This is a genomic window from Macromonas nakdongensis, assembly GCF_002837145.1.
Taxonomy (GTDB): Bacteria; Pseudomonadota; Gammaproteobacteria; order Burkholderiales; family Burkholderiaceae_C; genus Macromonas_B; species Macromonas_B nakdongensis.
Map to the genome: position 1 here is coordinate 15,016 of NZ_NWMV01000086.1, position 20,239 is coordinate 35,254.

Sequence of the window (20,239 nt, forward strand, 5' to 3'; positions counted from 1 at the left end):
GATAATGCCGCCAGACCGATTCGTGTCTGTCAAACCCACCGCACCTTGGTACACCTTCGCTTGAGTTTGCGCACTTGGTTGCTCGGCTTGTCGCTGCTGGCGACCTTGCCGTTGTTGGCATTTGCGCTGTCGGTGGTGTGGGACTACAAAAACTTCCAGCAGCAGACCCTCATCGAACAACTGGAGCGGCGCAGCGACGACATGGCGCACGCGGTGTCCGAGGAATTGGAAAACACCGTGGGCACGCTCACCAGCCTGGCCGTGTCGGATGCCGCACTGGCCCTGGACATCCCCACGCTGTACCACCACGCCCAACGCGTCGTCGGCCACCAGAGTGGCATCCGCGCCATCACCCTGGTCGATGCAGAGCGCATTCTGTTCCTCACATCGGTGCCGCTGGAGCGCACCGGCCTGCCCTTGGGCGCCCCCGAACTCGTGGCCGAGGCCCTGCGCACGCAAAGCCCCAACGCCTCGGGGCCCTTCATCTCGCCGATCAGCCCCCTCCAGGTGGTGGCCGTGACGGTACCCATCGTGCGCAGCAACGGCACCGCCACGCACGCGCTGCGGGGCATCATCGCAGCCAATGCGCTCAACCAGTTCGTGGCCGCCGACCAATTGCCAGCCGGCTGGATTGCGGGCATCGCCGACCGCAACGGCATCCTGGTCGCCCGCAGCCACGACGCCGACCGCTACGTCGGCAAACCGTCGAGCGCCTCCTTCCGGGAAGCCATTCTGTCCGGTCAGAGCCAGGCCACCGCGGGCGCCACACTGGAAGGCACCCTCACCATCAACCGGGTGCGCCCGATCTTTGGACTCGACTGGTACCTGGGCATGGCGGTGCCACAAAGCATCCTGAACGCGTCGGTTCACGACATGCTCAAGCACATCGCGGGCCTGGCCACCCTGTGGATGGCTTTGTCGGTGCTGGCGGCCGTGGTATTTTCTGCTTACCTGGTGCGCCAGATGCAATCGGTCGCCGACGCCATGGCCCACGACGAAGCCACGCTGCCGGAGCGGCGCAACATCCACATCCAGGAACTGGTTGAAGTGTTCCAGCGCTTTCGCTCGGCCCGCCAACGCGAGGTCGCCGTGCGCGGCGACCTGCACCTGGCCGAAGCCGCGCGCGCCGAGGTGCAAGACCTCTACGACCACGCCCCCTGTGGCTACCACTCGCTGGACCCGGAAGGTCGGGTGGTGCGCATGAACCAAACCGAGCTGTCCTGGCTCGGACGGTCGCTGGACGAGGTACTCGGCCGGCACTTCCAAGACTTTCTCACGCCCGCCAGCCAAGCGGTGTTCCGCCAGCGATACTCCGAATTCATGTGCGACGGGTACATCAAAGACTTGGAGCTTGAACTCATCCGCGGCAGTGGCACGCCCATGCCCATCCTGATCAGCGCCTCGGCCCTGCGCGACGAACAGGGGCGCTTCCTGGCCAGCCGCACCACCGTGTTCGACCACACCGAGCAAAAAATGGTGGAAGCCCAGTTGGAGCAACTGGCCCACACCGACATGCTGACCGCCCTCCCCAACCGGCGCGCCTTTTACGAGCGGGCGCAAACGGAAATCGCCCGTTCACGGCGCATGGAACAAGGGTTCAGCGTGCTGATGCTGGACGTGGACCATTTCAAAAAGATCAACGACCACTTCGGCCATGCGGGCGGAGATGCGGTGCTGCGTCAACTGGGGCGCCAGCTGGTGTCCGCCCTGCGCGAGGTGGACCTGCCCGCCCGCCTGGGCGGGGAAGAGTTTGCCGTCATCGTGCCGGGCACCCCCTTGTCCGGCGCCCACAAAGTGGCCGAACGGATCCGCGAAATGCTGCAAGCCACCCCGGTGCTGCTCGACGACGGCCCACAGATTGCATTCACGGTGTCGATGGGCGTGGCGCAATGGCAGCGCTCCGATGCGGACATCGACGCCACGCTGCACCGCGCCGACGAAGCCCTGTACCAGGCCAAGAGCGGGGGGCGCAACCGGGTCTGCGTCAGCCCGGCACCCACAACAAACCCAACGCCTTGAAGCGCGCCAGCAGACCGTCGGCCAGGCGCCGGTAACCCGCCGCGTTGGGGTGGATCGGGTCCGCCCGCCAGGCCGGCTCCGACAACACCTGGGCCAACACCTCGGGCGCCAGCGCCACCCCCTCTTCCTTGGCCACTTCGGCGTACAGCTCGGCGTCGCGGACACGCCCCGCCAGGGCCCCCAGCAAAGTGGGTTCGGGCACGGCCACCAGCACCGTCGCCACCCCTGCGGCCCGGGCCGTGTGCAACATCGCCCTCAGGTCGGCTTTCACTTCGGCCGGCGGGCGGCGGCGCAGCAGGTCGTTGCCACCGATCTCCAGGATCAACAAGGCCGGACGGTGGGCCTCGAGCAATGGCGCCAGGCGTTGCTGTGCGAGTTGTGCGGTGTCACCGGGCACCCCGGCGTTGACGACCTGCCAACCCGTGGCTTGGGCCACCAGACTGGGCCAATCCTCGCTCGGGCCTGCGCCTGTGCCGTGGGTCACGCTGTCCCCCAGGGCCAACACGGTCTGTCCGGGTGCGACCGCGGCCAGACGTGGCGCCGTGTCGCAAGCCGCGGTCCCCACCAGGACCGCCCCCACCGCCCACGCCAGACATCGGCGGCGCCCCCCAAACACGCCGCCGGCCTTCATCCCCGGGATGCCTCGCCGTTGACCGGCACGCCATCGGCGATCCCGGCGGGCACCGGCCATTGCAACAGTTCCGCCAGGCGGCACACCACCCAACGGCCTTCGGCCTCGCTCAAACGCACCTCCCCGTCGCTCAAGCCGACCCACACCTTGTTCAGCACGTCATGTTCGGCAATGCCCAGGCGCACCAGGATCTGCGCGGCAGGCTCGACCAGCATCTGCGCCATGTCCTCGCAGCACTCGTGGCGCTGCACCAGTTCGGCCCAACCCATGAGCGGCCGGAGCCGCCCAGGGGGCGTGTGCACGGCCACGAAAGACGGGGGCAAGTGGATTTGCGAATCCGACACGGTGTTCAGCCCCCTACCCGCTCGGCCACGATGCGCCAGCGGCCCTGCTCGTTCCGGAGGTCCAGACGCTTCTGCGCGTTCGACACAATGCTGCCCGCCCGGTAATCCTGGCGAAAACGGACCACAGCCCGGTCCCCGTCCAGCGCCACCTGCAGGTTCGACACTTTCACCTGAATGCCCTGGCGCCCGACGATGCGGGCGCGGCGCTCCTGCACCCAGGCCGCGCGCGTCTGCCCGCCCCCTGGCGGGTACGCATTGGAATAGGACTGCAGGTAGCCGTCAAAATCAGACCGGCTCCAGGCCCGTGCCCAGTTGTCCACCGCCGGTCGCGGACAAGGTAGGCAAATACACTCGCTTAGGGAAACAGTCCATGTCATAGTTTCAGAGCTACAAGCAATTGCTTCAAACCAATAATATTGGCTACCAAGACACACATCATCACGCAGGAAGCTAAATCTGTATGCTACGAGCATCCAGAGCAATCTGTTGAGTGTTGAATTTTCTACTCTCAAGGAGCCAGACCGCATGAAATCACGTACTGCGCAAACAGGCCATAAAACATTGAAATGGCTTGCGCTCACTGGCGTGCTGGCAGTGACCACAGCTACGACCTTTTTGCCCCGCGGCACTGCAGCCCAAACGGTACAAAAATCAACTATTCCAGTCCTGCCGCCTTCGGTTTGGGTGCTGACAACCTCTCAAAAGCTGGTTCACATCGACGCTGCCGACCCTCGCAACGTACTCGGCAGTAAAGCCATAAGCGGTCTGATGCCCGGCGATGCTCTGGTAGGCATTGATTACCGTGTGGCCAAAGGCGTCATGTTTGGCCTAGGCCGCAGCGGTACCCTGTACACCTTGGATCCGGACAAGGGCATAGCTAAGGCGGTGAACCCCAGCGCCACCAAGATAGCGCTCAACCCCGGCCCCATGGGCTTTGACTTTAACCCTGCAGCCGACCGTATCCGGGTGGTTCAAAGCACAGGTGACAACCACCGCCTGCACCCGGACACCGCAGCGATCGTCGATTTCAACGCAAAGGAAGATGGCGTACAGACCGACCCGCGCTTGGCCTTCGCCTCCACTGACGTAAACGCCGGTCAGATCCCCAACTTGGTAGCTGCCGGCTATACCTACAACTCCAAGAACGACAAACTCACAACCAACTTCGCCATTGATGGCCGCTTGGGTGCTTTGTTGCTGCAAGGCACCCGCGAAGGGGTGCAACCAGCGGTGTCGCCCAACCTGGGAGTGCTAACGACCGTGGGCGCCATGGGGTTGGGCCCGCTGACTGATGCCACGCTGGACATTTCGGACGTCAGCAATGTGGCGCTGGCCATCGTCACTTCGGCCACCACCACCCTACCCCGTTTGGTCAAAATCGACCTGGACTTCGGGACCGCGACCCTGCTGGGCACCGTGGGGGGTGGCGAGGCCGTTGCCGGCATGGCGATTGAACCATGATGCGCACGACAGTACTGCGCGCGGCCCTACTGGCCAGTGGTTTATGTGTGCTGGGTAGTGCCAAGGCAGGCATATTGGCTGTGCTGGTAACGGATGAAAGCGGTCAACCCTTGACCGACGCGGTCGTCCAGCTCAAATCGCCATTGGCGGCCAACGCAGTGAAATCCGGCAAGGAGCAGAACATTATTCAGCGGGAGAAAACGTTTTTGCCGGCGGTCACCGTCATCACAGCTGGAACGTCCATCACCTTCCCGAACGAGGACACTGTGCGCCACCACGTTTATTCGTTCTCACCGGCCAAGAAGTTCGAGCTGAAGCTTTACGCTGGCACACCGGCCGCACCTGTGGTGTTTGACAAGCCGGGGCTGGTGGTGCTGGGCTGCAACATCCACGACCACATGATTGCCTGGGTGCACGTGGTGAACACGCCCTACTTCGGCAAAACCGACGCCCAAGGCAAACTGACACTGGGTAACGTACCCAAAGGCACCTACCAAATGGAAACGTGGCACCAGCGCGTGCCATCCAACGCTGCGCCCACCCGTCAAACGGTCAATCTGGGTGATGCGGATACCCAAGCACAAGTCACACTGAAAGGCTTGCTGCCATCATGAAGCACTGGCTCAGCTTCAAAAGGCAGCCGCTGGCCGAGCGGCTGGTGCTGTTTTCGCTGGTGCTGCTCCTTCTGGTACAGGCGGCCAGCTTTTGGACCGTGCGTGAAGCAGTGGACAAACAGGTGCGTTCTGAAATTGACGCCGGTTTGAGCCTGGGAACCGAAGTGTGGCAGCGTTTGCTGGACCAGAACGCCACTCGGTTGTACGAGGCTTCGGTGGTGCTGGCGGCTGATTTCGGCTTTCGCTCGGCCATTGCCAGCGGCGACAAAGAAACCATTGCATCGGCGCTGGAGAACAACGGCAACCGAATCGGGGCAGAAATTTCCGCCTTGCTCACACCAGAGTTCTCACTTGTGAGTGCCACCAACAGTGCTGACGGGCAAGGCATGGCGCTGCTGGCGACCATGCCGGTGCTGGGGGCCAACTTGGCCCAACAACCGGGCAAAGGCAACCTGATTGTGGTGGAGCGCGTGGCCTACCAGTTCGTGCTGGCGCCAGTACGGGCGCCGCAAATCATTGGCTGGGTGGTGATGGGCTTTCCGCTCACGCAGACCCTGGTGGACGACATGCTGCGCTTGGCCGGCCTCAAGTCGGTGATGATGGTGGCGCAACCGCCGGATGAACCCTCAATTGCCCTGTCCACCTTGGCCATGGCCGAAGTCCATGCCGTACGGCTGATGATGAACGAAATGACTACCGAGGTGCGTTGGAAAAACGAACACCTGATGGTCAGGCACATCGTACCGGAAACCATGACAGGCACTATGCAGGTGGCCCTGTTTCGATCCTTCGACGAAGCAGCCGCGCCGTTTTTGGCACTTCAATGGACTTTGGCGTTCATCACCGTCGCTGGCGTGGTGCTGTTTGGCATGGGCAGTGCCGTGGGCACCCGGTTCGTGACGCGACCTCTGCAGGCGTTGACCGAAGTGGCCACTGCTTTGCGGCAAGGCAAGTTCGAGGTATCGGTACCTGGCACCGCCCGCAACGACGAAGTGGGCGCATTGGCTCGCAGTTTCGACCAGATGCGCACCAGCATTGCCGAACAGCGCGAAGAAATTTTGCGCCTAGCTTACTGGGATCGCCTCACCGGTCTGCCTAACCGCGAGCAGTTCCGCCAAACCTTGAAAGACGCAATCTCGGGCGCCCGCGACGTGGCCAAGCCGTTGGTAGTGATCACCCTGAACCTGAACCGCTTCAAGCACGTCAACGATGTGCTGGGTTACAGCTTTGGCGACGAATTGCTCAAAGCCGTAGCGCACCGGCTGACCCAACAGGTCTACCGCCAGGGCGATCTGGTAGCCCGGCTGGGCGGGGATGAATTTGCCATTCTGCTGACCCGTTCTGGCGCCGAGGGGGCCCTCAAAATCACCGAGCGCATTCACGAAGCGTTCGAAGCGCCGCTAGCCTTGAACGACCAGACCGTGGACATTGACGCCTGCATGGGCTTGGCTTGCTGGCCGGCCGACGCTGACCATGCCGACTTGTTGATGAGCCGCTCCGAAATAGCCATGCACGCGGCCAAAACCACGACTAAAAACGTGCTGCTGTATTCACCCTCGCTAGACTCCTCCAGCGAGTTGAACCTGTCGCTGTTGAGCGACCTGCGCCAAGCGCTGCAAAACGATGAGCTTCGGCTGTTCCTGCAACCCAAGTTGGATGTGCGTACCGGCAAAGTGGTGGCGGCCGAGTCACTGGTGCGTTGGCAGCACCCTGGCCGCGGGCTGGTGCCGCCGATGCAGTTCATCCCCTTCGCAGAGCAAACGGGTTTTGTACGGCAACTAACGCTGTGGATGTTCGAGGAAGCCGCCCGACTGCTGGCCAGCCTGGGGCCGGCAGACGCAGATTTGCGCATTGCTATCAATCTCTCCACCCGCGACCTGCTGGACCTAGACTTTCCCCTTCGTCTGTCCACGCTGATGCAGCACCACGGCGTCCAAGCTTCGGATTTCTGCCTGGAAATCACCGAAAGCGCCATCATGGACGACCCCCAGCGGGCCGAAAACACCCTCAACCAACTGGCTGACCTGAAGTTCAAGCTCTCGATCGACGATTTTGGGACTGGTTACTCGTCCCTGGCCTACCTCAAGCGCCTGCCGGTGAGCGAATTGAAAATCGACAAATCGTTCGTGATGGGCATGGAAAAAGACGTCAGCGACGAAAAGATTGTGCGCTCGACCATCGACCTAGCCCACAACCTTGGCCTGACGGTTGTAGCAGAAGGCGTGGAAAACCAGGCGATCCTGGACAAGCTGCACGAGCTGAATTGCGATGATGCCCAGGGTTACCACATCAGCCGGCCCATGCCCGCCAGCGAATTTGTAGCCTGGCTGCAGGCCTGGAACGAGCGCGTGGCCACACAGCACTGACTCCGAGAGGTTATTCCCATACCCCGCCCGCTGCCGAAAAATGTCCCACTTTGAACCGCGCCTGGGGCCCTTAGGTAACGCTGCCAGTACTCTGGAGTTGGAGTCCAACTTGAATGGCCCGCCTGGCAAAGCTATATCCTGCAAACCGACGGCCGCTTGCAACTGGGTTAGACCGAAAACGGTTGCGCCTACATGGCCGTGACAGACAACTGGTGCGAACTCACACAACCGGGCAGCCTCGCGCATGCACGCGGGCCTGTTTAGATGCCTTGCTCGAACGTGCATGGGGACGAACCACACGCCCTGAGCACCGCCCGTGCCGTCCTGAAAGCGCTGCAACAGACCGGTTACCGCCTGTTGCCACTGGACCGCTTGGGGTACGGCTAAGATGCCAGCCTTAATAAGTACAGAGGATTGACGTGTTCAAGAATGTGATGGTTTACCGCGTGGGGCCGGACTGGTCGGTTTCCGTGGAAGACATGGAAGCCGCCCTGGCCCAGATGCCCTTCGTGCCCTGCAGCGCCACGCAGGACAAAGCCATGGGCTGGGTGCCACCGCGTGGCGACGCCCACGGTGCCCTGGTGGAACTGGTGGGGGGGCAGCGCCTGCTGCGCTTCCAGATCGAGACCAAGGGCGTGCCCGGAGCGGTCGTCAAACGCCACCTGGAGGAGCGCCTGGCCCAGATCGAGGCCAAGGAAGGGCGCAAACCCGGCCGCAAGGAAAGCCGGGAGTTGCGCGACGAGATCGTGCACGACCTGATGCCCATGGCCTTTGCCAAGACCAGCAGCGTGATGGTCTGGCTGGACCTGGATCAGGGCCGGCTGGTGCTGGACACCGGCAGCCAGTCCAAGGCCGACGACATCCTCACCGCGCTGGTCAAGGGCCTGGACGGCCTGCAGCTGAGCCCCTTGAACACCCAGGTCTCGCCCCAGGCGGCGATGACGGCCTGGCTGACCGGCAGCGCCGACGACTGGCCGGCCCACTTCGCCCCCGGCCGGGAGGTGGAGCTGAAGTCCGGCGACGAGATGAAATCGGTGGTGAAGTTCACCCGCCACCACCTCGACGACGAGCAGATGCGCCTGCACATCGGCCAGGGCAAGCTGCCCACCAAGCTGGCACTGGACTGGGACGGGCGCGTCAGCTGCATGCTCAGCGAAGGCACGGTGCTGAGCAAGATCACCTTTCTCGACGGGGTGTTCGAGGACAACGCCGGCGCCGAGGACAACGGTGGCTTCGACGCCGACGCGGCCATCGCCACGGGCGAACTGGGTGCGCTGATCACCGACCTGATCGCCGCCCTGGGCGGGGAATTGCTGTGAGCCCACGGACCGCCCGGCCATGCTGACGGTGGCGGCGATCTGCCTGGGCGCCTGCATTGGTGCCCTGGGGCGCTGGCGGTTGGGCCTGTGGCTGAACCAGACCGGCGCCTGGCTGCCCTGGGGCACGCTGGTGGCGAATTGGGCGGGGGCTTATGTGGTGGGCCTGGCCCTGGTGTTTTTCCAACAGCACCCGGGGTTGGACCCGGTGTGGCGCCTGGCCCTGGTCACTGGCCTGCTGGGCGCGCTGACGACGTTTTCCACGTTTTCACTGGAAACCGTGGTGATGCTGCAAGGCGGCCGCGTCGGGCTGGGGCTGCTGAACGCCACGCTGCACGTGGCGGGCTCGCTGCTGCTGACCTGGGCCGGCATCGCCAGCGCCCAGGCGCTCTGGCCGGCGCGCTGAGCGCCCGCCCAGTCAGCCTTTGAGCACCGTGCCGTCGGCGTCGCTGACGCGCACACCGATGGCGATGCCCTGCTTCACGCTCATGGAGACGGTGCAGAACTCCTCTAACTGGGCCAGGACCCGGTCCAGGTGCTCGAATTCGGCGCCGGGCTTTTGCAGCTCCAGGTGCACATCGATGGCCTCTATGCGCAGGCGGTTGCTGGCATTGCGGCCAGTGGTGGCGGTGGCGGTGGCCTTGATCGGACCGGGATCCTGCTTGAACTTGCCCAGGGCAAACACCAGGCTGGCCGACAAGCAGTTGGCCACAGCCGCCAGCAGCAGGTGGTTGGGCGCGGGGCCGCTGCCGGCCCCCAGGGGCGGGGGCTCGTCGCTGAACAAGGCCGGGGTGTCCAGACCGAAATCGATTTGGAACTGGTAGCCCGACAGGCGGGTGAGGGTCACGGTGGCGGTCTGTGTCATGCAAGCTCCTCCAGCAAACCCCGACAGATTAGCCGATACGCGGCGCCGGTCCGGTGAGCTGGAGGAAGGCGGCTTCGAGCCGGTCGGCGCCGGTGGCGGCCAGCAGGGCGTCCACCGCGCCGTCGAAGCGGACCAGCCCCTGGTGCAGCACGACGACCCGGTCGGCACCCTCCACTTCGTCCACCAGGTGGGTGGCCCACAGGGTGGCCACGCCGGTGTCGCGCTGCAAGGCCTGGACCGCCTGCAGCAGTTGCTGGCGCGAGGCGGGGTCGAGCCCAACGGTGGCCTCGTCCATCAGCAGCACCCGGGGGCGGTGCAGCATGGCGCGCACCAGTTCCACCTTGCGCCGGTTGCCGCCCGAGAGGGTGCGCACCGGGTGGGCCAGCTGGCCTTCCATGCCCAGGGCGGCCAGGCCCTGGGCCATGCGTTCCAGGGCCAGCCGGCGCGGCAGACCGTGCAGGTCGGCGTGGAAGAGCAGGTTGGCGCGCACCGACAGGTCCAGGTCCAGCGCCATCTGCTGGAACACCACCCCCAGGCCGGCGAGGGCACGGGGAGCGTCGTGGCGCAGGTCGTGGCCCAGCACCTCGATGCGGCCTTCGTCGGGCACGAACAGGCCAGTGAGCAGTTGCATCAGGGTGCTTTTGCCGGCGCCGTTGGGGCCCAGCAGGGCCACCAGCTCGCCCGGCTGCAGCCGCAGATCGACCCCACGCAGGGCGGGTTTGCCGTTGTAGGCCTTGACCAATCCGGTGGCCTGCAGCACCGGTGCGTCGGCCATGTGCATGCCGCTCATGGCGCCGCCAGCAGCTTCATGCGCTGCAGCAAACGGCGTTCGCTGGCCTGGGTCTGGCGCAGGGCGGCCAGGTAGGCGGCGGGGTCGAGGTATTCGGGGCTCTGGTCGTACCGGGCCAGTTCGGCCAGGTGGCGGGGGGTGAACATGGCGTGTTTGAAGGCGTCGTGCAAGGCGGTCAGTATGGCATGCGGGGTGCCGGCCGGTGCCACCAGGCCCCAGGGCGAGTTGTAGACGGCTTTCTCGAAGCCCAATTCGCGCATGGTGGGCACCTGGGGCCAGCGGCCCAGCCGGCGCTCGGCGAACACCGCCAGCAGGCGCAGCTTGCCCTGCTCCACCCAGGGGGCGAAGCCGGTGGAGTTGACCCCGGCCATGATGTGCTTGGACACCAGCGCCAGCATCTGGTCGGCGGTGCCTTTGTACGGCACGTGGGTGTAGGCCAGGCCCTGGTCCTGCATCAGCTCTTCCATGGCCAGGTGCGGGGTGGAGCCGACGCCGGTGGAGCCGAGCGTGAGTTCGCCGGGGTGGGCGCGCGCCCAGGCCAGCAGGTCGGCCACGCTGCGCCAGGGGCTGTCGGCCGGCACCAGCAAGCCGAAGGTGGTGCCCGAGACCTGCAGGATGGGGGCCAGGTCCGTCATCGGGTTCCAGGCCACCCGGTTCATGAGGGCAAAGCGCAGCACGGTGATGGGCAGCTGACCGATGGTGTAACCGTCGGGCGCGGCGGCCTTGAGCAGGGGTGCGACCAGGGTGCCGGCGGCCCCCGGCCGGTTGACCACCACCACCGGCTGGCCGAGGCGGGTGGCGGCCTCGTCGGCCAGGGCGCGCAGCGTCAGGTCGGTGCCGCCGCCGGCCGGCCAGGGCACGATCAGGTGGATGGGGCGCTGCGGCCAAGGCTTGGCGGTGTTGGGCCGGGCCAGACCGGGCCACAAGGCGCTCAGGCCAGCTGCCGTGCCGGCACGCAGAAACATGCGCCGCGGGCCTGCGGCATTGGGATGGGTCACGTTTGTCTCCGTTGTGGCGCTGGCGCATGCGGGCACAGCGCTTGGTGTATCGTGGCAACAAGCAAGGAGCGAGCCCGATTTTTGGGCATCATTTTTGCTACTGGCACCCCGCGTGTGACACCCGTGCACGCCAAGTAACCATGAAATCAGGAGACCACAGATGCCTTTGACACGCACCCCCACACCCGCCCTCCGGTCGTTCCGTGTGGCCGCCCGCGCCACCGCTTTGGCCGCCCTGCTGGCCGCTGGCAGCGCCGCGGTACAGGCCCAATCGGTGTACGTGTCCAGCGAAAAAGACAACAAGATCGTCGTGTTCGACGCCAGCGGCAAGCAGACCGGCACCATCGACGTGTGCCAGCGCCCGCGCCACATGATGTTCAGCGCCGACAAATCGAAGCTGTACGTGTGCTGCGGCGACAGCAACCAGCTGGGCGTGGTCGACCGCGCCAGCGGCAAGATGGTGGACACCGTGCCCCTGGGCGACAGCCCGGAAATTTTCGACCTGAGCCCGGACGGCAAGGTGGCCTACGTGTCCATCGAGGACGAGAACGTGATGGCCGCCTACGACCTGGCCAGCAAGAAGCCCTTGTTCGAAGTGAAAACCGGGGGCGAGCCCGAAGGCATTCTGGTGAGCAAGGACGGCAAGTTCGCCTACGTCACCTCCGAAGAAGCCAACCTGGTCCACCTGGTGGACCTGACGAGCAAGAAGGTGGTCAAGGACATCAAGGTCGGCAACCGGCCGCGCCGCTTTGCCCTGTCGCCCGACGGCAAGGAACTGTGGGTGAGCAACGAACTGAGCGCCAACGTCAGCGTGGTGGACACCGCCACGCACAAGGTCAAGGCCACGGTGGAGTTCAAGATCCAGGGGCTGCGCCAGCCCGACATCACCCCGGTGGGCGTGGTGATGACGCGCGACGGCAAGACCGCCTGGGTCAGCCTGGGCCGGGCCAACCACGTGGCCGAGGTGGACGTGGCCAGCAAGAAGGTCCGGCGCACGGTGCTGGCCGGCAAGCGCGCCTGGGGCCTGGGGCTGAGCCCGGACGAACGCACCCTGTACGTGACCAACGGTCTGTCGGACGACATGACCCTGGTGGACACGCAGCAGGGCAAATCGCTGCGCACCGTGGCAGCTGGCCGCGTGCCGCACACCCCGCTGGTGCTGCCGTGAGGCCGGTGCGCCGCCCCTGGAAGGTCGGGGCCTGCGTCCTGGTGCTGGCCGCCCTGGGCGGTCAGGCGGCGCCGGCTCTGGCGCTGACCACGCACAGCGTGGCCGTCGTCTCGCTCGACGACGACCCGCGCTACCAGCCGCGCCGCCTGGAACGCCGCTACCCCGGTCACTCAGGCGGACGCCTGCTGGCAGCGGCCCAGTTGGGCGCCAGCGACGCCGAAGTGGGCTTGCGCGCCGCCGACCTGCAGCTGAAGGTGCGCGAAGCCAGCGCCCGCAACGCCGCCGACCTGCCGCGCCTGCTGCAACAGCTCAAGGCCGAGAAGGTGACCTACTGGGTGTTGGACCTGCCCGAGGCCCAGACCGCCCAGGCGGCCCAGGCCGCGGGCGGCAGTGCATTGCTGTTCAACGCCAGCGCCAGCGCAGACGGTCTGCGCGGCCCAAACTGTGCCGCCACCCTGTTCCACACCTACCCCAGCCAGCACATGCTGCAAGACGCCCTGGCCCAGTACCTGGCTGCGCGCAACTGGCGCAACGCCCTGGTGCTACAGGGCCCGGAGCCGGACGACGTGGCCCTGGGCCAGTCGTGGCAGCGCGCGGCCAAACGCTACGGCATCAAAGCCACCGCGACCAAATTGTTCAAGCTCTCGGGCGATCCGCGCGAGCGGGACCTGGCCAACCCGCGCCTGCTGACCAACGACCGCCACCACGACGTGGTGGCGGTGCTGGACGCCGACGGCGAATTCGCCCGCACCCTGCCCTACGCCACCCAGCAGCCGCGCCCGGTGGTGGGCGCCAACGGCCTGGTGCCGCTGGCTTGGCACCCGCACTGGGAACGCAACGGCGGCCCGCAGGTGAACCGCCGCTTTCAGCGCGCCGCCGAACGCCCCATGACCGGCCAGGACTGGGCCGCCTGGGTGGCCGTCAAGGCCGTGGCCGCGCTGCTGGGCGAACACGCCAAAGCCCCCCTGGCCGAACAGGCGCGCCAGCTGCGCGCCGGCCAGGTGTTTGTGGATGGGGCCAAGGGCCCGCGCCTGTCGTTTCGCGCCTGGGACGGCCAGTTGCGCCAGCCCCTGTTCCTGAGCCACGTGGACGGCGTGGTCGGCACCGCCCCGCTGGACGGCGTGCTGCACCCCACCGAAGTGCTCGACACCCTGGGCGTGGACGAGAAGGAGACTGCGTGCAAAGCCCGACCCTGATGCCCCCCACCGCGCCGGCCCCGGCGCTGGCGGTCCACCTGCTGCGCGCCCTGCGCGCGGTGGTGGGCCGCGAGCTGCACAAATTCCTGCGCCAGCCGGCGCGCCTGGCCTCGGCCCTGGTGCGGCCGCTGCTGTGGTTCGTGGTGTTCGCCGCGGGCTTCCACAACGTGTTCGGCGTGGCCATCATCCCGCCCTACGAAACCTACATCGAATACAAGGTCTACATGGTGCCCGGCCTGCTGGGCATGATCGCGCTGTTCAACGGCATGCAAAGCTCGCTGTCGCTGGTGTACGACCGGGAAATGGGCATCATGCGGCTGCTGCTGACGGCGCCACTGGCACGCGGCTGGCTGCTGGGCTTCAAACTGTTGGCGGGCACCACGCTGTCGCTGGTGCAGATGGCGGTATTCCTGGCCATCGCCTGGGCCTTTGGCGTCACCTTCGAGCCCCTGCACCTGCTCGCCGCACTGCCGGTGATGGTGGGCGCCGCCGTGCTGCTGGCCTCGCTGGGGCTGATGCTGTCGGTCTACGTGCGGCAGTTGGAAAACTTCGCCGGCACGATGAACTTCGTCATTTTCCCGATGTTCTTCATCAGCCCGGCGCTGTACCCGCTGTGGAAGCTGGAAGAGGCCGGGGCCCTGTGGCTGCACACCCTGGCCCGCTACAACCCCTTCACCCACGCGGTGGAAGCCATGCGCTTTGCCTTGCACGGGCAATGGAACGGCGTGGGCCTGGCCGTGCTGGCCGGCGGCAGCCTGGCGTTCTTCGTGCTGGCCTTGCGCGGCTACGACCCGCAGCGTGGCTGGATCCGCCAACGCGGCGCGCCCTGAGGCGGCGGCGGCCCGGACCCGCCGCCCGCGCATCCCGACACACACACAACAGGAGACGACGATGCCCCCCTCACCTTCCCAGCCCCCCCGCGGGCCGAACCGCCGCCGCTGGCTGCGCGACAACGCCTGGCGCCTGGGCACACTGGGGGCGGGCAGCCTGGGCTGGGCCCTGCCGGCCCAAGCCCAGGACGACCCCACCGGCGGCGACCCGCTGGGCTCCATGCAATGGCCGGTGGTGCGGCGCAAATTCATGGGCACCGAGGCGGCCGAGTTCAGCCCCCAGGTCCTGATCAAAGGCCCACCCTTTGCCGAAGACGCGATGAACGTCCCGGTGCTGCTGGACGCCCGGGCGCTGGTGCAGGCCGGCCACACCATCGACCGCATCGTGGTGGTGGCCGACCGCAACCCGGTGCAGCACGTGCTGACCTTCGAGCCACGCCAGGCGCTGCCGGTGCTGGCCTTCCGCTTCCGGCTGGAGCAGGGCTCGCCGCTGCGCGCCCTGGTGCGCACACAAGACGGCCGATGGCACGTGGGCCAGACCTGGGTGAACGCCGCCGGCGGTGGCTGCACCGTGCCCGGCGCCACCCGCGCCGACGGCAGCTGGAGCCAGACACTGAACCAGGTGCAGGCACGCTTCTTCCGCAACGTGCTGGAAGGCAGCGGCACCCGGCTGCGGGTGCGCGTGATGCACCCGATGGACACCGGTTTGGTCGCCGGCATCCCGGCCTTCCACATCGAGGAGCTGGAACTGCGCGACAGCGCCGACCGGCTCTGGTGGCGGCTGGAGCTGCACGAGCCGGTGTCGGAAAACCCGCTCATCACCTTCGAGCTGGGGCGGACACCGCCCGGCACCATGGTGCTGCAGGGGCGGGACAACAACGGCAACCGCATCCACCACGAGGTGGCGGCATGAGGCCCCGCACCCCGCGACAGGCCACCGCCCTGCCCCGCCCCACCGCCCGCGCGCTCGGCCGACATGCCGGGCTGGCCTGGTGCCTGGCCGGGGCCCTGCAAGCGGGCCCGGCCGGGGCCCAAACGACCCCCGCCATGCCCCCTGCCACCGTGGCCCAGCCGGCGCTGGCACGCCTGGACCACGGCCTGCGGCCGCGCGCCATCGCGCGCGACACCTGGGTCATCGAAGGCGCGGTGGACGATTTCAGCCGCGCCAACGGCTGCAACATCATCAACACCGGCTTCATCGCCACACCGGCCGGGGTGCTCGTGGTCAACACCGGGCCGGGGCGCCTGTACGGCGAACAGCAGCGCCAGGCCATCGCCCGCGTCACGACCCAGCCCGTGGTGCGCGTGCTCAACCTCAACCTGCACCCCGATTATTTTTTCGGCAACCAGGCCTATGCCGACGTGCCCACCCAGGCCCTGCCCGGCAGCATCCGCGGCATGCAGGCCGAAGGCAAGGCCTACGAGGACAACCTGTTCCGCCTGTGCGGCGACTGGATGAAAGGCACCGAAGCCACCCCGGCGCGCCAGCCGCTGCAGACCGGCGTGTTCGACTGGGGCGGCCACCGGCTGGAACTGAAACGCCTGAACGGCCACACCGACGACGACCTGGTGCTGATCGACCACAGCACCGGCGTCGTTTTCGCCGGGGGTCTGGTCTTTGCCGACCGGGTGCCGACCACGCCGCACGCCCGGCTGGCCGACTGGCGCGCCAGCTTGAACAGCCTGCGCCAGATCGCCACCGGCCTGCCCCTGCAGGTGCTGGTGCCCAGCCACGGCCCGGTGCACAGCGACCTGCGCGGCCTGGAACAGACCCGGGACTGGCTGGATTGGCTGGAACAGACCCTGAGCCGCAGCGCCCGCGACGGCCTCGACCTGGGGGAGGTGCTGCGCCAACCCATCCCCGAGCGGTTTGCCCGCTGGGCGGCCATGCCCGCGGAATTTGTGCGCTCGGTCACCTACCTGTACCCCCAGCACGAATTGGCGGCCTTGCGGGCGGGTCCGGCGTCACCTGTCACAGGCCAGTGATCCAAAGTTGAACACCTGTGACAGCCCTGCCACGGCGGGCTGGCACATTCCCGCAAATGACCGGCCCAAAGTCGGCAGCGCGGGCGCCAAAACTTCGGGTTGTCCCGTAGACGACAAGCTGGCACGCAATTTGCCCCTTTTCCCGCGACACGTGATCGGTGCGCACTGGGCGAACCGAGCAACGGTCGAACAATTCCTACGCCCATCCACAGACAGCAGGAGACTGAACGTGAAGAAAAAACTTTTGAGCATCCTGGTGATGGCCGCCGCCGCACAGGTTGGCGCCCAAGTCACCAACGACATGATCGCCAAAGACGCCGCCACCCCCGACAACGTGCTGAGCTGGGGCCTGGGCACGCAGGGCCAGCGTTTTTCCGACTTGGCCGACATCAACACCAAGACCATCGGCAAACTGACCCCCGTGTGGTCCATGTCCTTCGGCGGTGAAAAGCAGCGCGGCCAGCAGTCGCAGCCGCTGGTGCACGACGGCGTGATGTTCGTCACCGCGTCCTACTCCCGCATCTACGCCCTCGACACCAAGACCGGCAAGAAGCTCTGGAAGTACGAGCACCGCCTGCCCGAAGGCATCATGCCCTGCTGCGACGTGATCAACCGCGGCGCCGCCCTGTACGACGACCTGGTGATCTTCGGCACCCTGGACGCCCAGCTGGTGGCCCTGAACCGCAAGACCGGCAAAGTGGCCTGGCGTGAAAAGATCGACGACTACGCTGCCGGCTACAGCTACACCGCTGCCCCGCTGATCGCCGAAGGCCTGCTGCTGACCGGCGTGTCCGGTAGTGAATTCGGCGTGATCGGCCGCGTCGAAGCGCGCGACCCCAAGACCGGCAAGATGGTCTGGACGCGTCCGGTGGTCGAAGGCCACATGGGCTACAAGGACGGCAAGGAAAACGGCGTGACCGGCACCACCAACGCCACCTGGCCGGGCGACACCTGGAAAACCGGCGGCGCGGCCACCTGGCTGGGCGGCACCTACGACGCCAAGACCGGTCTGGCCTACTTCGGCACCGGCAACCCCGGCCCGTGGAACAGCCACGTGCGCAAGGGCGACAACCTGTACTCCGCCTCCACCGTCGCCATCGACGTGAAGACCGGCCAGATCAAGTGGCACTACCAGAACACCCCGAACGACGGCTGGGACTTCGACGGTGTGAACGAGTTCGTGACCTTCGACATGGACGGCAAGCGCGTGGGCGGCAAGGCCGACCGCAATGGCTACTTCTACGTCAACGACGCCACCACCGGCAAGCTGATCAACGCCTTCCCCTTCGTCACCAAGACGACCTGGGCCAACGGCATCGACCTCAAGACCGGCCGCCCGAACTTCGACCCCAACAACCGCCCGGGCGACCCGACCGAAGCGGGCGCCGGTGCGGCCAAGGGCAAATCCGTGTTCGCGGCCCCGGGCTTCCTGGGCGGCAAGAACCAGATGCCCATGGCCTACAGCCCGAAGACCGGTCTGTTCTACGTGCCGTCCAACGAATGGGGCATGGAGATCTGGAACGAGCCCATCACCTACAAGAAAGGCGCGGCCTTCCTGGGCGCTGGCTTCACCATCAAGCCGCTGTACGACGACTACATCGGCTCGCTGCGCGCGGTCAACCCCAAGACCGGCAAGATCGAGTGGGAAGTCAAGAACGAGGCCCCGCTGTGGGGTGGCGTGCTGACCACCGCCGGCAACCTGGTGTTCTGGGGCACCCCGGAAGGCTACCTGAAGGCCGCCGACGCCAAGACCGGCAAGATCGTGTGGCAGTTCCAGACCGGCTCCGGTGTGGTGGCCCCGCCCGTGACCTGGAAGGAAAACGGCGAGCAGTACGTGACCGTCGTGTCCGGCTGGGGCGGTGCGGTGCCGCTGTGGGGCGGTGAAGTGGCCAAGAAGGTCAACTTCCTGGAGCAAGGTGGCTCCGTCTGGACCTTCAAACTGATGAAGTGATTGTGGGTTCCCATGCCGGGGTGCGACAACCGGCATGGACATTGACGGCACCGCAGGCTGCTGTGGTTTGGCCTGCGGTGTCTTTTTTCCCGAGATTTGACCGAGCGACACCCATGAAAACCTTTGTTACCGCTGCCCTGGCCATGACCCTGGCAGGGGCCAGCGCCCATGTCTTGGCCAACGCCGACCTGAGCAAGGCCACCGAACTGGCCAAGGCCAACGGCTGCTATTCCTGCCACGCCAAGGACGAAAAAGTGGTCGGTCCCGCCTTCAAGGCCATCGCCGCCAAGTACGCCGGCGACAGCGGCGCCACCGCCACCCTGGTGCAGTCGATCCAGAACGGCTCCAAGGGCAAATGGGGCCGCATCCCGATGCCGGCGCACAGCAGCATGTCGGGCGAAGACCTGAAAACCCTGGCCCAGTGGGTGCTGAGCCAGAAAGACTGAGGCCGGTCGCCGGTCAGCGCAACAATTCGGCGCTGACGGACCCGCCCAGGAAAAACCCCGACGGCACGGTTTCGTGCCGTTCCCATTTCACCAGTCCCACGCCGCGGCAATACCACTCCTTGCCGGTGATGGGCACGTCGCTGAACCCGTTGACCGGGTCGGTGTACAAGTTGAGCTGCCCCACCCCGTCCACCCGCAGGCAGGGCTGGAACCGGCCGGCCGGGGTCTCCACCGTCTCGTCCACCGCGGCGATGCGCCATTGCATGTTCAGCCGGTGGGTGTGGCGCAACTCGCGCGGGTACTCGTTGCGGCGTTGCAACAGGTAGGGCACGGTGGGGGTGCTCCACTCGGTGCCCACCACGTAAGGGGCTTTGAGCACCCAGCGCGGCGGGTCGTCGGGCAAGGCCTCGCCGTCCACCTCGGCCCGCACCGCGACGCGCTGCACCCCGGCCTCGGTGGATTTCAGGTAAAACTCCACCCCGGCCGAGTGGTGGCGCACCGCCACCGGCTCGCCGTTCCAGGTCAGGGGCGCGCGCACGGTCTGGGTCCAGGTGGTTTCGCTCGAGGCGTCGGTGCTGTCTTGGCGCACCCGGTAGCTCTGCTGCAAACCCTCATCCAAAGGGAACCAGACGTTGGAGGCCGAAGGCCCGCAGGCACTCAGGCACGCGGCCACACCGGCCAAGGTCCAGGCACAAGCCGCGCGGGCGGGGGTCACGGGTGACAACATGGCTCACTTCTCCGGCAATTGGGCCCGGGGCACGTCGCTCAGGCGGATCTCCAGGTCCTCGTTGCCCGCGGGCCGCAGCCAGCTGGAGCCGGCCGGGCCGCGTTTCGGCGTCGCGCTGCCCATCTGGGCGTTGCCGTCGCGGGCTTTTTTGAGGCCGTCCTCCAAGATGCCGCGCAGGTCCTTCTGGTAAGCCAGGCGATAGGCCCGGGGCATGTCCAGCAGCTTGCCGTCCGCCACCGGGTGCACCCACAGGAAGATGGCGCCGTCGTGGCCCTTGGCGGGCACCGGTTCGTCGAACACGGCCGACAGGAACACGAACTTGGGCGGCAGGCGGTCCACGCTGGGCCAGCCCGACACCCCCGTGAAGGTGTGCTGGGCCAAGAGGTAAAACCCGCTCACCGCCACGATGCCCAGGCCCTTGACCCAGACCGGCCAGCGCGTGGCCAGGCACAACACCAGCAGCCCAAAGGCCAACAGGGCGTACAACACGCCCAGCATGAGCAGTTGCGAGGAAACGGCTGGAATCATGGG

General features: G+C 66.4%; 21 protein-coding genes. 13 read left to right on the forward strand and 8 right to left on the reverse strand.

Translation table 11 applies throughout. The features are described from left to right. Positions 1 to 60 precede the first annotated feature (60 nt). On the forward strand, positions 61 to 2,019 hold the full coding sequence (locus tag CON77_RS11385) for a sensor domain-containing diguanylate cyclase (protein WP_157826927.1): 1,959 nt from the start codon (positions 61 to 63) through the stop codon (positions 2,017 to 2,019). Here CON77_RS11385 and CON77_RS11390 read toward each other — a convergent pair. The 3 genes from CON77_RS11390 to CON77_RS11400 are packed head-to-tail and all read right to left on the reverse strand — an operon-like array spanning position 1,985 to position 3,314. Beyond that, positions 1,985 to 2,710: a GDSL-type esterase/lipase family protein gene (locus tag CON77_RS11390; RefSeq protein ID WP_439650564.1), complete on the reverse strand. Its 726-nt coding sequence runs from the start codon at positions 2,708 to 2,710 to the stop codon at positions 1,985 to 1,987. The genes CON77_RS11385 and CON77_RS11390 overlap by 35 nt on opposite strands. Then, on the reverse strand, positions 2,647 to 2,994 hold the full coding sequence (locus CON77_RS11395; RefSeq protein WP_101049256.1) for an ATPase with chaperone activity: 348 nt from the start codon (positions 2,992 to 2,994) through the stop codon (positions 2,647 to 2,649). The genes CON77_RS11390 and CON77_RS11395 overlap by 64 nt, the downstream gene beginning before the upstream one ends. A gap of 5 nt (positions 2,995 to 2,999) precedes the next feature. Beyond that, complete coding sequence (locus tag CON77_RS11400) at positions 3,000 to 3,314, reverse strand: L,D-transpeptidase Cds6 family protein (RefSeq protein ID WP_101049257.1); 315 nt, start codon at positions 3,312 to 3,314, stop codon at positions 3,000 to 3,002. Between the two features lie 205 nt (positions 3,315 to 3,519). On the opposite strand from CON77_RS11400, the gene CON77_RS11405 reads away from it, so the two are divergent. The 5 genes from CON77_RS11405 to crcB all read left to right on the forward strand — a co-directional run bounded on the left by CON77_RS11405 (position 3,520) and on the right by crcB (position 9,157). Further along, a complete protein-coding gene (locus CON77_RS11405) occupies positions 3,520 to 4,455 on the forward strand; it encodes a DUF4394 domain-containing protein (protein WP_101049258.1) in 936 nt (311 codons plus the stop codon). Continuing rightward, positions 4,452 to 5,069, forward strand: coding sequence for a methylamine utilization protein (locus CON77_RS11410; protein ID WP_157826929.1), 618 nt, complete (start codon positions 4,452 to 4,454; stop codon positions 5,067 to 5,069). The genes CON77_RS11405 and CON77_RS11410 overlap by 4 nt, the downstream gene beginning before the upstream one ends. After that, a complete protein-coding gene (locus CON77_RS11415) occupies positions 5,066 to 7,435 on the forward strand; it encodes a putative bifunctional diguanylate cyclase/phosphodiesterase (protein ID WP_101049260.1) in 2,370 nt (789 codons plus the stop codon). Before CON77_RS11410 ends, CON77_RS11415 begins: the two co-directional genes overlap by 4 nt. A gap of 419 nt (positions 7,436 to 7,854) precedes the next feature. Next, positions 7,855 to 8,754: a recombination-associated protein RdgC gene (locus CON77_RS11420; RefSeq protein WP_232788509.1), complete on the forward strand. Its 900-nt coding sequence runs from the start codon at positions 7,855 to 7,857 to the stop codon at positions 8,752 to 8,754. 19 nt (positions 8,755 to 8,773) lie between these two features. Next, on the forward strand, positions 8,774 to 9,157 hold the full coding sequence (gene crcB / locus CON77_RS11425) for a fluoride efflux transporter CrcB (RefSeq protein ID WP_101049261.1): 384 nt from the start codon (positions 8,774 to 8,776) through the stop codon (positions 9,155 to 9,157). 12 nt (positions 9,158 to 9,169) lie between these two features. On the opposite strand, the gene CON77_RS11430 is transcribed toward crcB, so the two are convergent. From CON77_RS11430 to CON77_RS11440, 3 genes are read right to left on the reverse strand one after another with little or no spacing between them, the layout of a single operon-like run. Beyond that, on the reverse strand, positions 9,170 to 9,616 hold the full coding sequence (locus tag CON77_RS11430) for an OsmC family protein (protein WP_101049262.1): 447 nt from the start codon (positions 9,614 to 9,616) through the stop codon (positions 9,170 to 9,172). Between the two features lie 28 nt (positions 9,617 to 9,644). Beyond that, positions 9,645 to 10,406: an ABC transporter ATP-binding protein gene (locus CON77_RS11435; RefSeq protein ID WP_198552352.1), complete on the reverse strand. Its 762-nt coding sequence runs from the start codon at positions 10,404 to 10,406 to the stop codon at positions 9,645 to 9,647. Further along, complete coding sequence (locus CON77_RS11440) at positions 10,403 to 11,404, reverse strand: tripartite tricarboxylate transporter substrate binding protein (RefSeq protein WP_232788510.1); 1,002 nt, start codon at positions 11,402 to 11,404, stop codon at positions 10,403 to 10,405. Before CON77_RS11440 ends, CON77_RS11435 begins: the two co-directional genes overlap by 4 nt. A 160-nt stretch (positions 11,405 to 11,564) precedes the next feature. Between CON77_RS11440 and CON77_RS11445 the strand changes: the two genes are divergently transcribed. The 7 genes from CON77_RS11445 (at position 11,565) to CON77_RS11475 (ending at position 18,981) form a co-directional block, all read left to right on the forward strand. Then, a complete protein-coding gene (locus CON77_RS11445) occupies positions 11,565 to 12,572 on the forward strand; it encodes a PQQ-dependent catabolism-associated beta-propeller protein (RefSeq protein ID WP_101049264.1) in 1,008 nt (335 codons plus the stop codon). Next, a complete protein-coding gene (locus CON77_RS11450; protein WP_232788511.1) occupies positions 12,569 to 13,768 on the forward strand; it encodes a type 1 periplasmic-binding domain-containing protein in 1,200 nt (399 codons plus the stop codon). The genes CON77_RS11445 and CON77_RS11450 overlap by 4 nt, the downstream gene beginning before the upstream one ends. Beyond that, on the forward strand, positions 13,768 to 14,598 hold the full coding sequence (locus tag CON77_RS11455; RefSeq protein WP_101049297.1) for an ABC transporter permease: 831 nt from the start codon (positions 13,768 to 13,770) through the stop codon (positions 14,596 to 14,598). The genes CON77_RS11450 and CON77_RS11455 overlap by 1 nt, the downstream gene beginning before the upstream one ends. Positions 14,599 to 14,659: 61 nt before the next feature. Next, positions 14,660 to 15,511, forward strand: coding sequence for a quinoprotein dehydrogenase-associated SoxYZ-like carrier (locus tag CON77_RS11460; RefSeq protein ID WP_101049265.1), 852 nt, complete (start codon positions 14,660 to 14,662; stop codon positions 15,509 to 15,511). Next, the gene (locus CON77_RS11465; RefSeq protein WP_232788512.1) at positions 15,508 to 16,584 is read left to right on the forward strand and encodes a quinoprotein relay system zinc metallohydrolase 1; all 1,077 of its coding nucleotides are present in this window, start codon (positions 15,508 to 15,510) and stop codon (positions 16,582 to 16,584) included. The genes CON77_RS11460 and CON77_RS11465 overlap by 4 nt, the downstream gene beginning before the upstream one ends. 259 nt (positions 16,585 to 16,843) lie before the next feature. Further along, on the forward strand, positions 16,844 to 18,535 hold the full coding sequence (locus CON77_RS11470) for a PQQ-dependent methanol/ethanol family dehydrogenase (RefSeq protein WP_198552355.1): 1,692 nt from the start codon (positions 16,844 to 16,846) through the stop codon (positions 18,533 to 18,535). A 113-nt stretch (positions 18,536 to 18,648) separates the two neighbouring features. Further along, positions 18,649 to 18,981 carry a c-type cytochrome gene (locus tag CON77_RS11475; protein WP_101049267.1) on the forward strand — a complete coding sequence of 111 codons (333 nt, stop codon included), beginning with the start codon at positions 18,649 to 18,651 and terminating at the stop codon, positions 18,979 to 18,981. A 13-nt stretch (positions 18,982 to 18,994) separates the two neighbouring features. Here the strand turns inward: CON77_RS11475 and CON77_RS11480 are convergent, their stop codons facing one another. After that, positions 18,995 to 19,708 carry a hypothetical protein gene (locus CON77_RS11480; protein WP_101049268.1) on the reverse strand — a complete coding sequence of 238 codons (714 nt, stop codon included), beginning with the start codon at positions 19,706 to 19,708 and terminating at the stop codon, positions 18,995 to 18,997. Positions 19,709 to 19,711: 3 nt separating this feature from the next. Further along, a complete protein-coding gene (locus CON77_RS11485) occupies positions 19,712 to 20,236 on the reverse strand; it encodes a hypothetical protein (RefSeq protein WP_232788513.1) in 525 nt (174 codons plus the stop codon). Positions 20,237 to 20,239: the final 3 nt, after the last annotated feature.

Bases quoted from the DNA above. Each gene is read 5' to 3' on its own strand.
- CON77_RS11445 (WP_101049264.1), top strand. From the start codon at position 11,565: ATGCCTTTGACACGCACCCCCACACCCGCCCTCCGGTCGTTCCGTGTG.
- CON77_RS11485 (WP_232788513.1), bottom strand. From the start codon at position 20,236: ATGATTCCAGCCGTTTCCTCGCAACTGCTCATGCTGGGCGTGTTGTAC.
- CON77_RS11475 (WP_101049267.1), top strand. From the start codon at position 18,649: ATGAAAACCTTTGTTACCGCTGCCCTGGCCATGACCCTGGCAGGGGCC.
- CON77_RS11465 (WP_232788512.1), top strand. From the start codon at position 15,508: ATGAGGCCCCGCACCCCGCGACAGGCCACCGCCCTGCCCCGCCCCACC.
- CON77_RS11430 (WP_101049262.1), bottom strand. From the start codon at position 9,616: ATGACACAGACCGCCACCGTGACCCTCACCCGCCTGTCGGGCTACCAG.
- CON77_RS11435 (WP_198552352.1), bottom strand. From the start codon at position 10,406: ATGAGCGGCATGCACATGGCCGACGCACCGGTGCTGCAGGCCACCGGA.
- crcB (WP_101049261.1), top strand. From the start codon at position 8,774: ATGCTGACGGTGGCGGCGATCTGCCTGGGCGCCTGCATTGGTGCCCTG.
- CON77_RS11405 (WP_101049258.1), top strand. From the start codon at position 3,520: ATGAAATCACGTACTGCGCAAACAGGCCATAAAACATTGAAATGGCTT.
- CON77_RS11455 (WP_101049297.1), top strand. From the start codon at position 13,768: ATGCCCCCCACCGCGCCGGCCCCGGCGCTGGCGGTCCACCTGCTGCGC.
- CON77_RS11415 (WP_101049260.1), top strand. From the start codon at position 5,066: ATGAAGCACTGGCTCAGCTTCAAAAGGCAGCCGCTGGCCGAGCGGCTG.
- CON77_RS11480 (WP_101049268.1), bottom strand. From the start codon at position 19,708: ATGTTGTCACCCGTGACCCCCGCCCGCGCGGCTTGTGCCTGGACCTTG.
- CON77_RS11410 (WP_157826929.1), top strand. From the start codon at position 4,452: ATGATGCGCACGACAGTACTGCGCGCGGCCCTACTGGCCAGTGGTTTA.
- CON77_RS11460 (WP_101049265.1), top strand. From the start codon at position 14,660: ATGCCCCCCTCACCTTCCCAGCCCCCCCGCGGGCCGAACCGCCGCCGC.
- CON77_RS11390 (WP_439650564.1), bottom strand. From the start codon at position 2,710: ATGGCCGGTGCCCGCCGGGATCGCCGATGGCGTGCCGGTCAACGGCGA.
- CON77_RS11470 (WP_198552355.1), top strand. From the start codon at position 16,844: ATGGCCGCCGCCGCACAGGTTGGCGCCCAAGTCACCAACGACATGATC.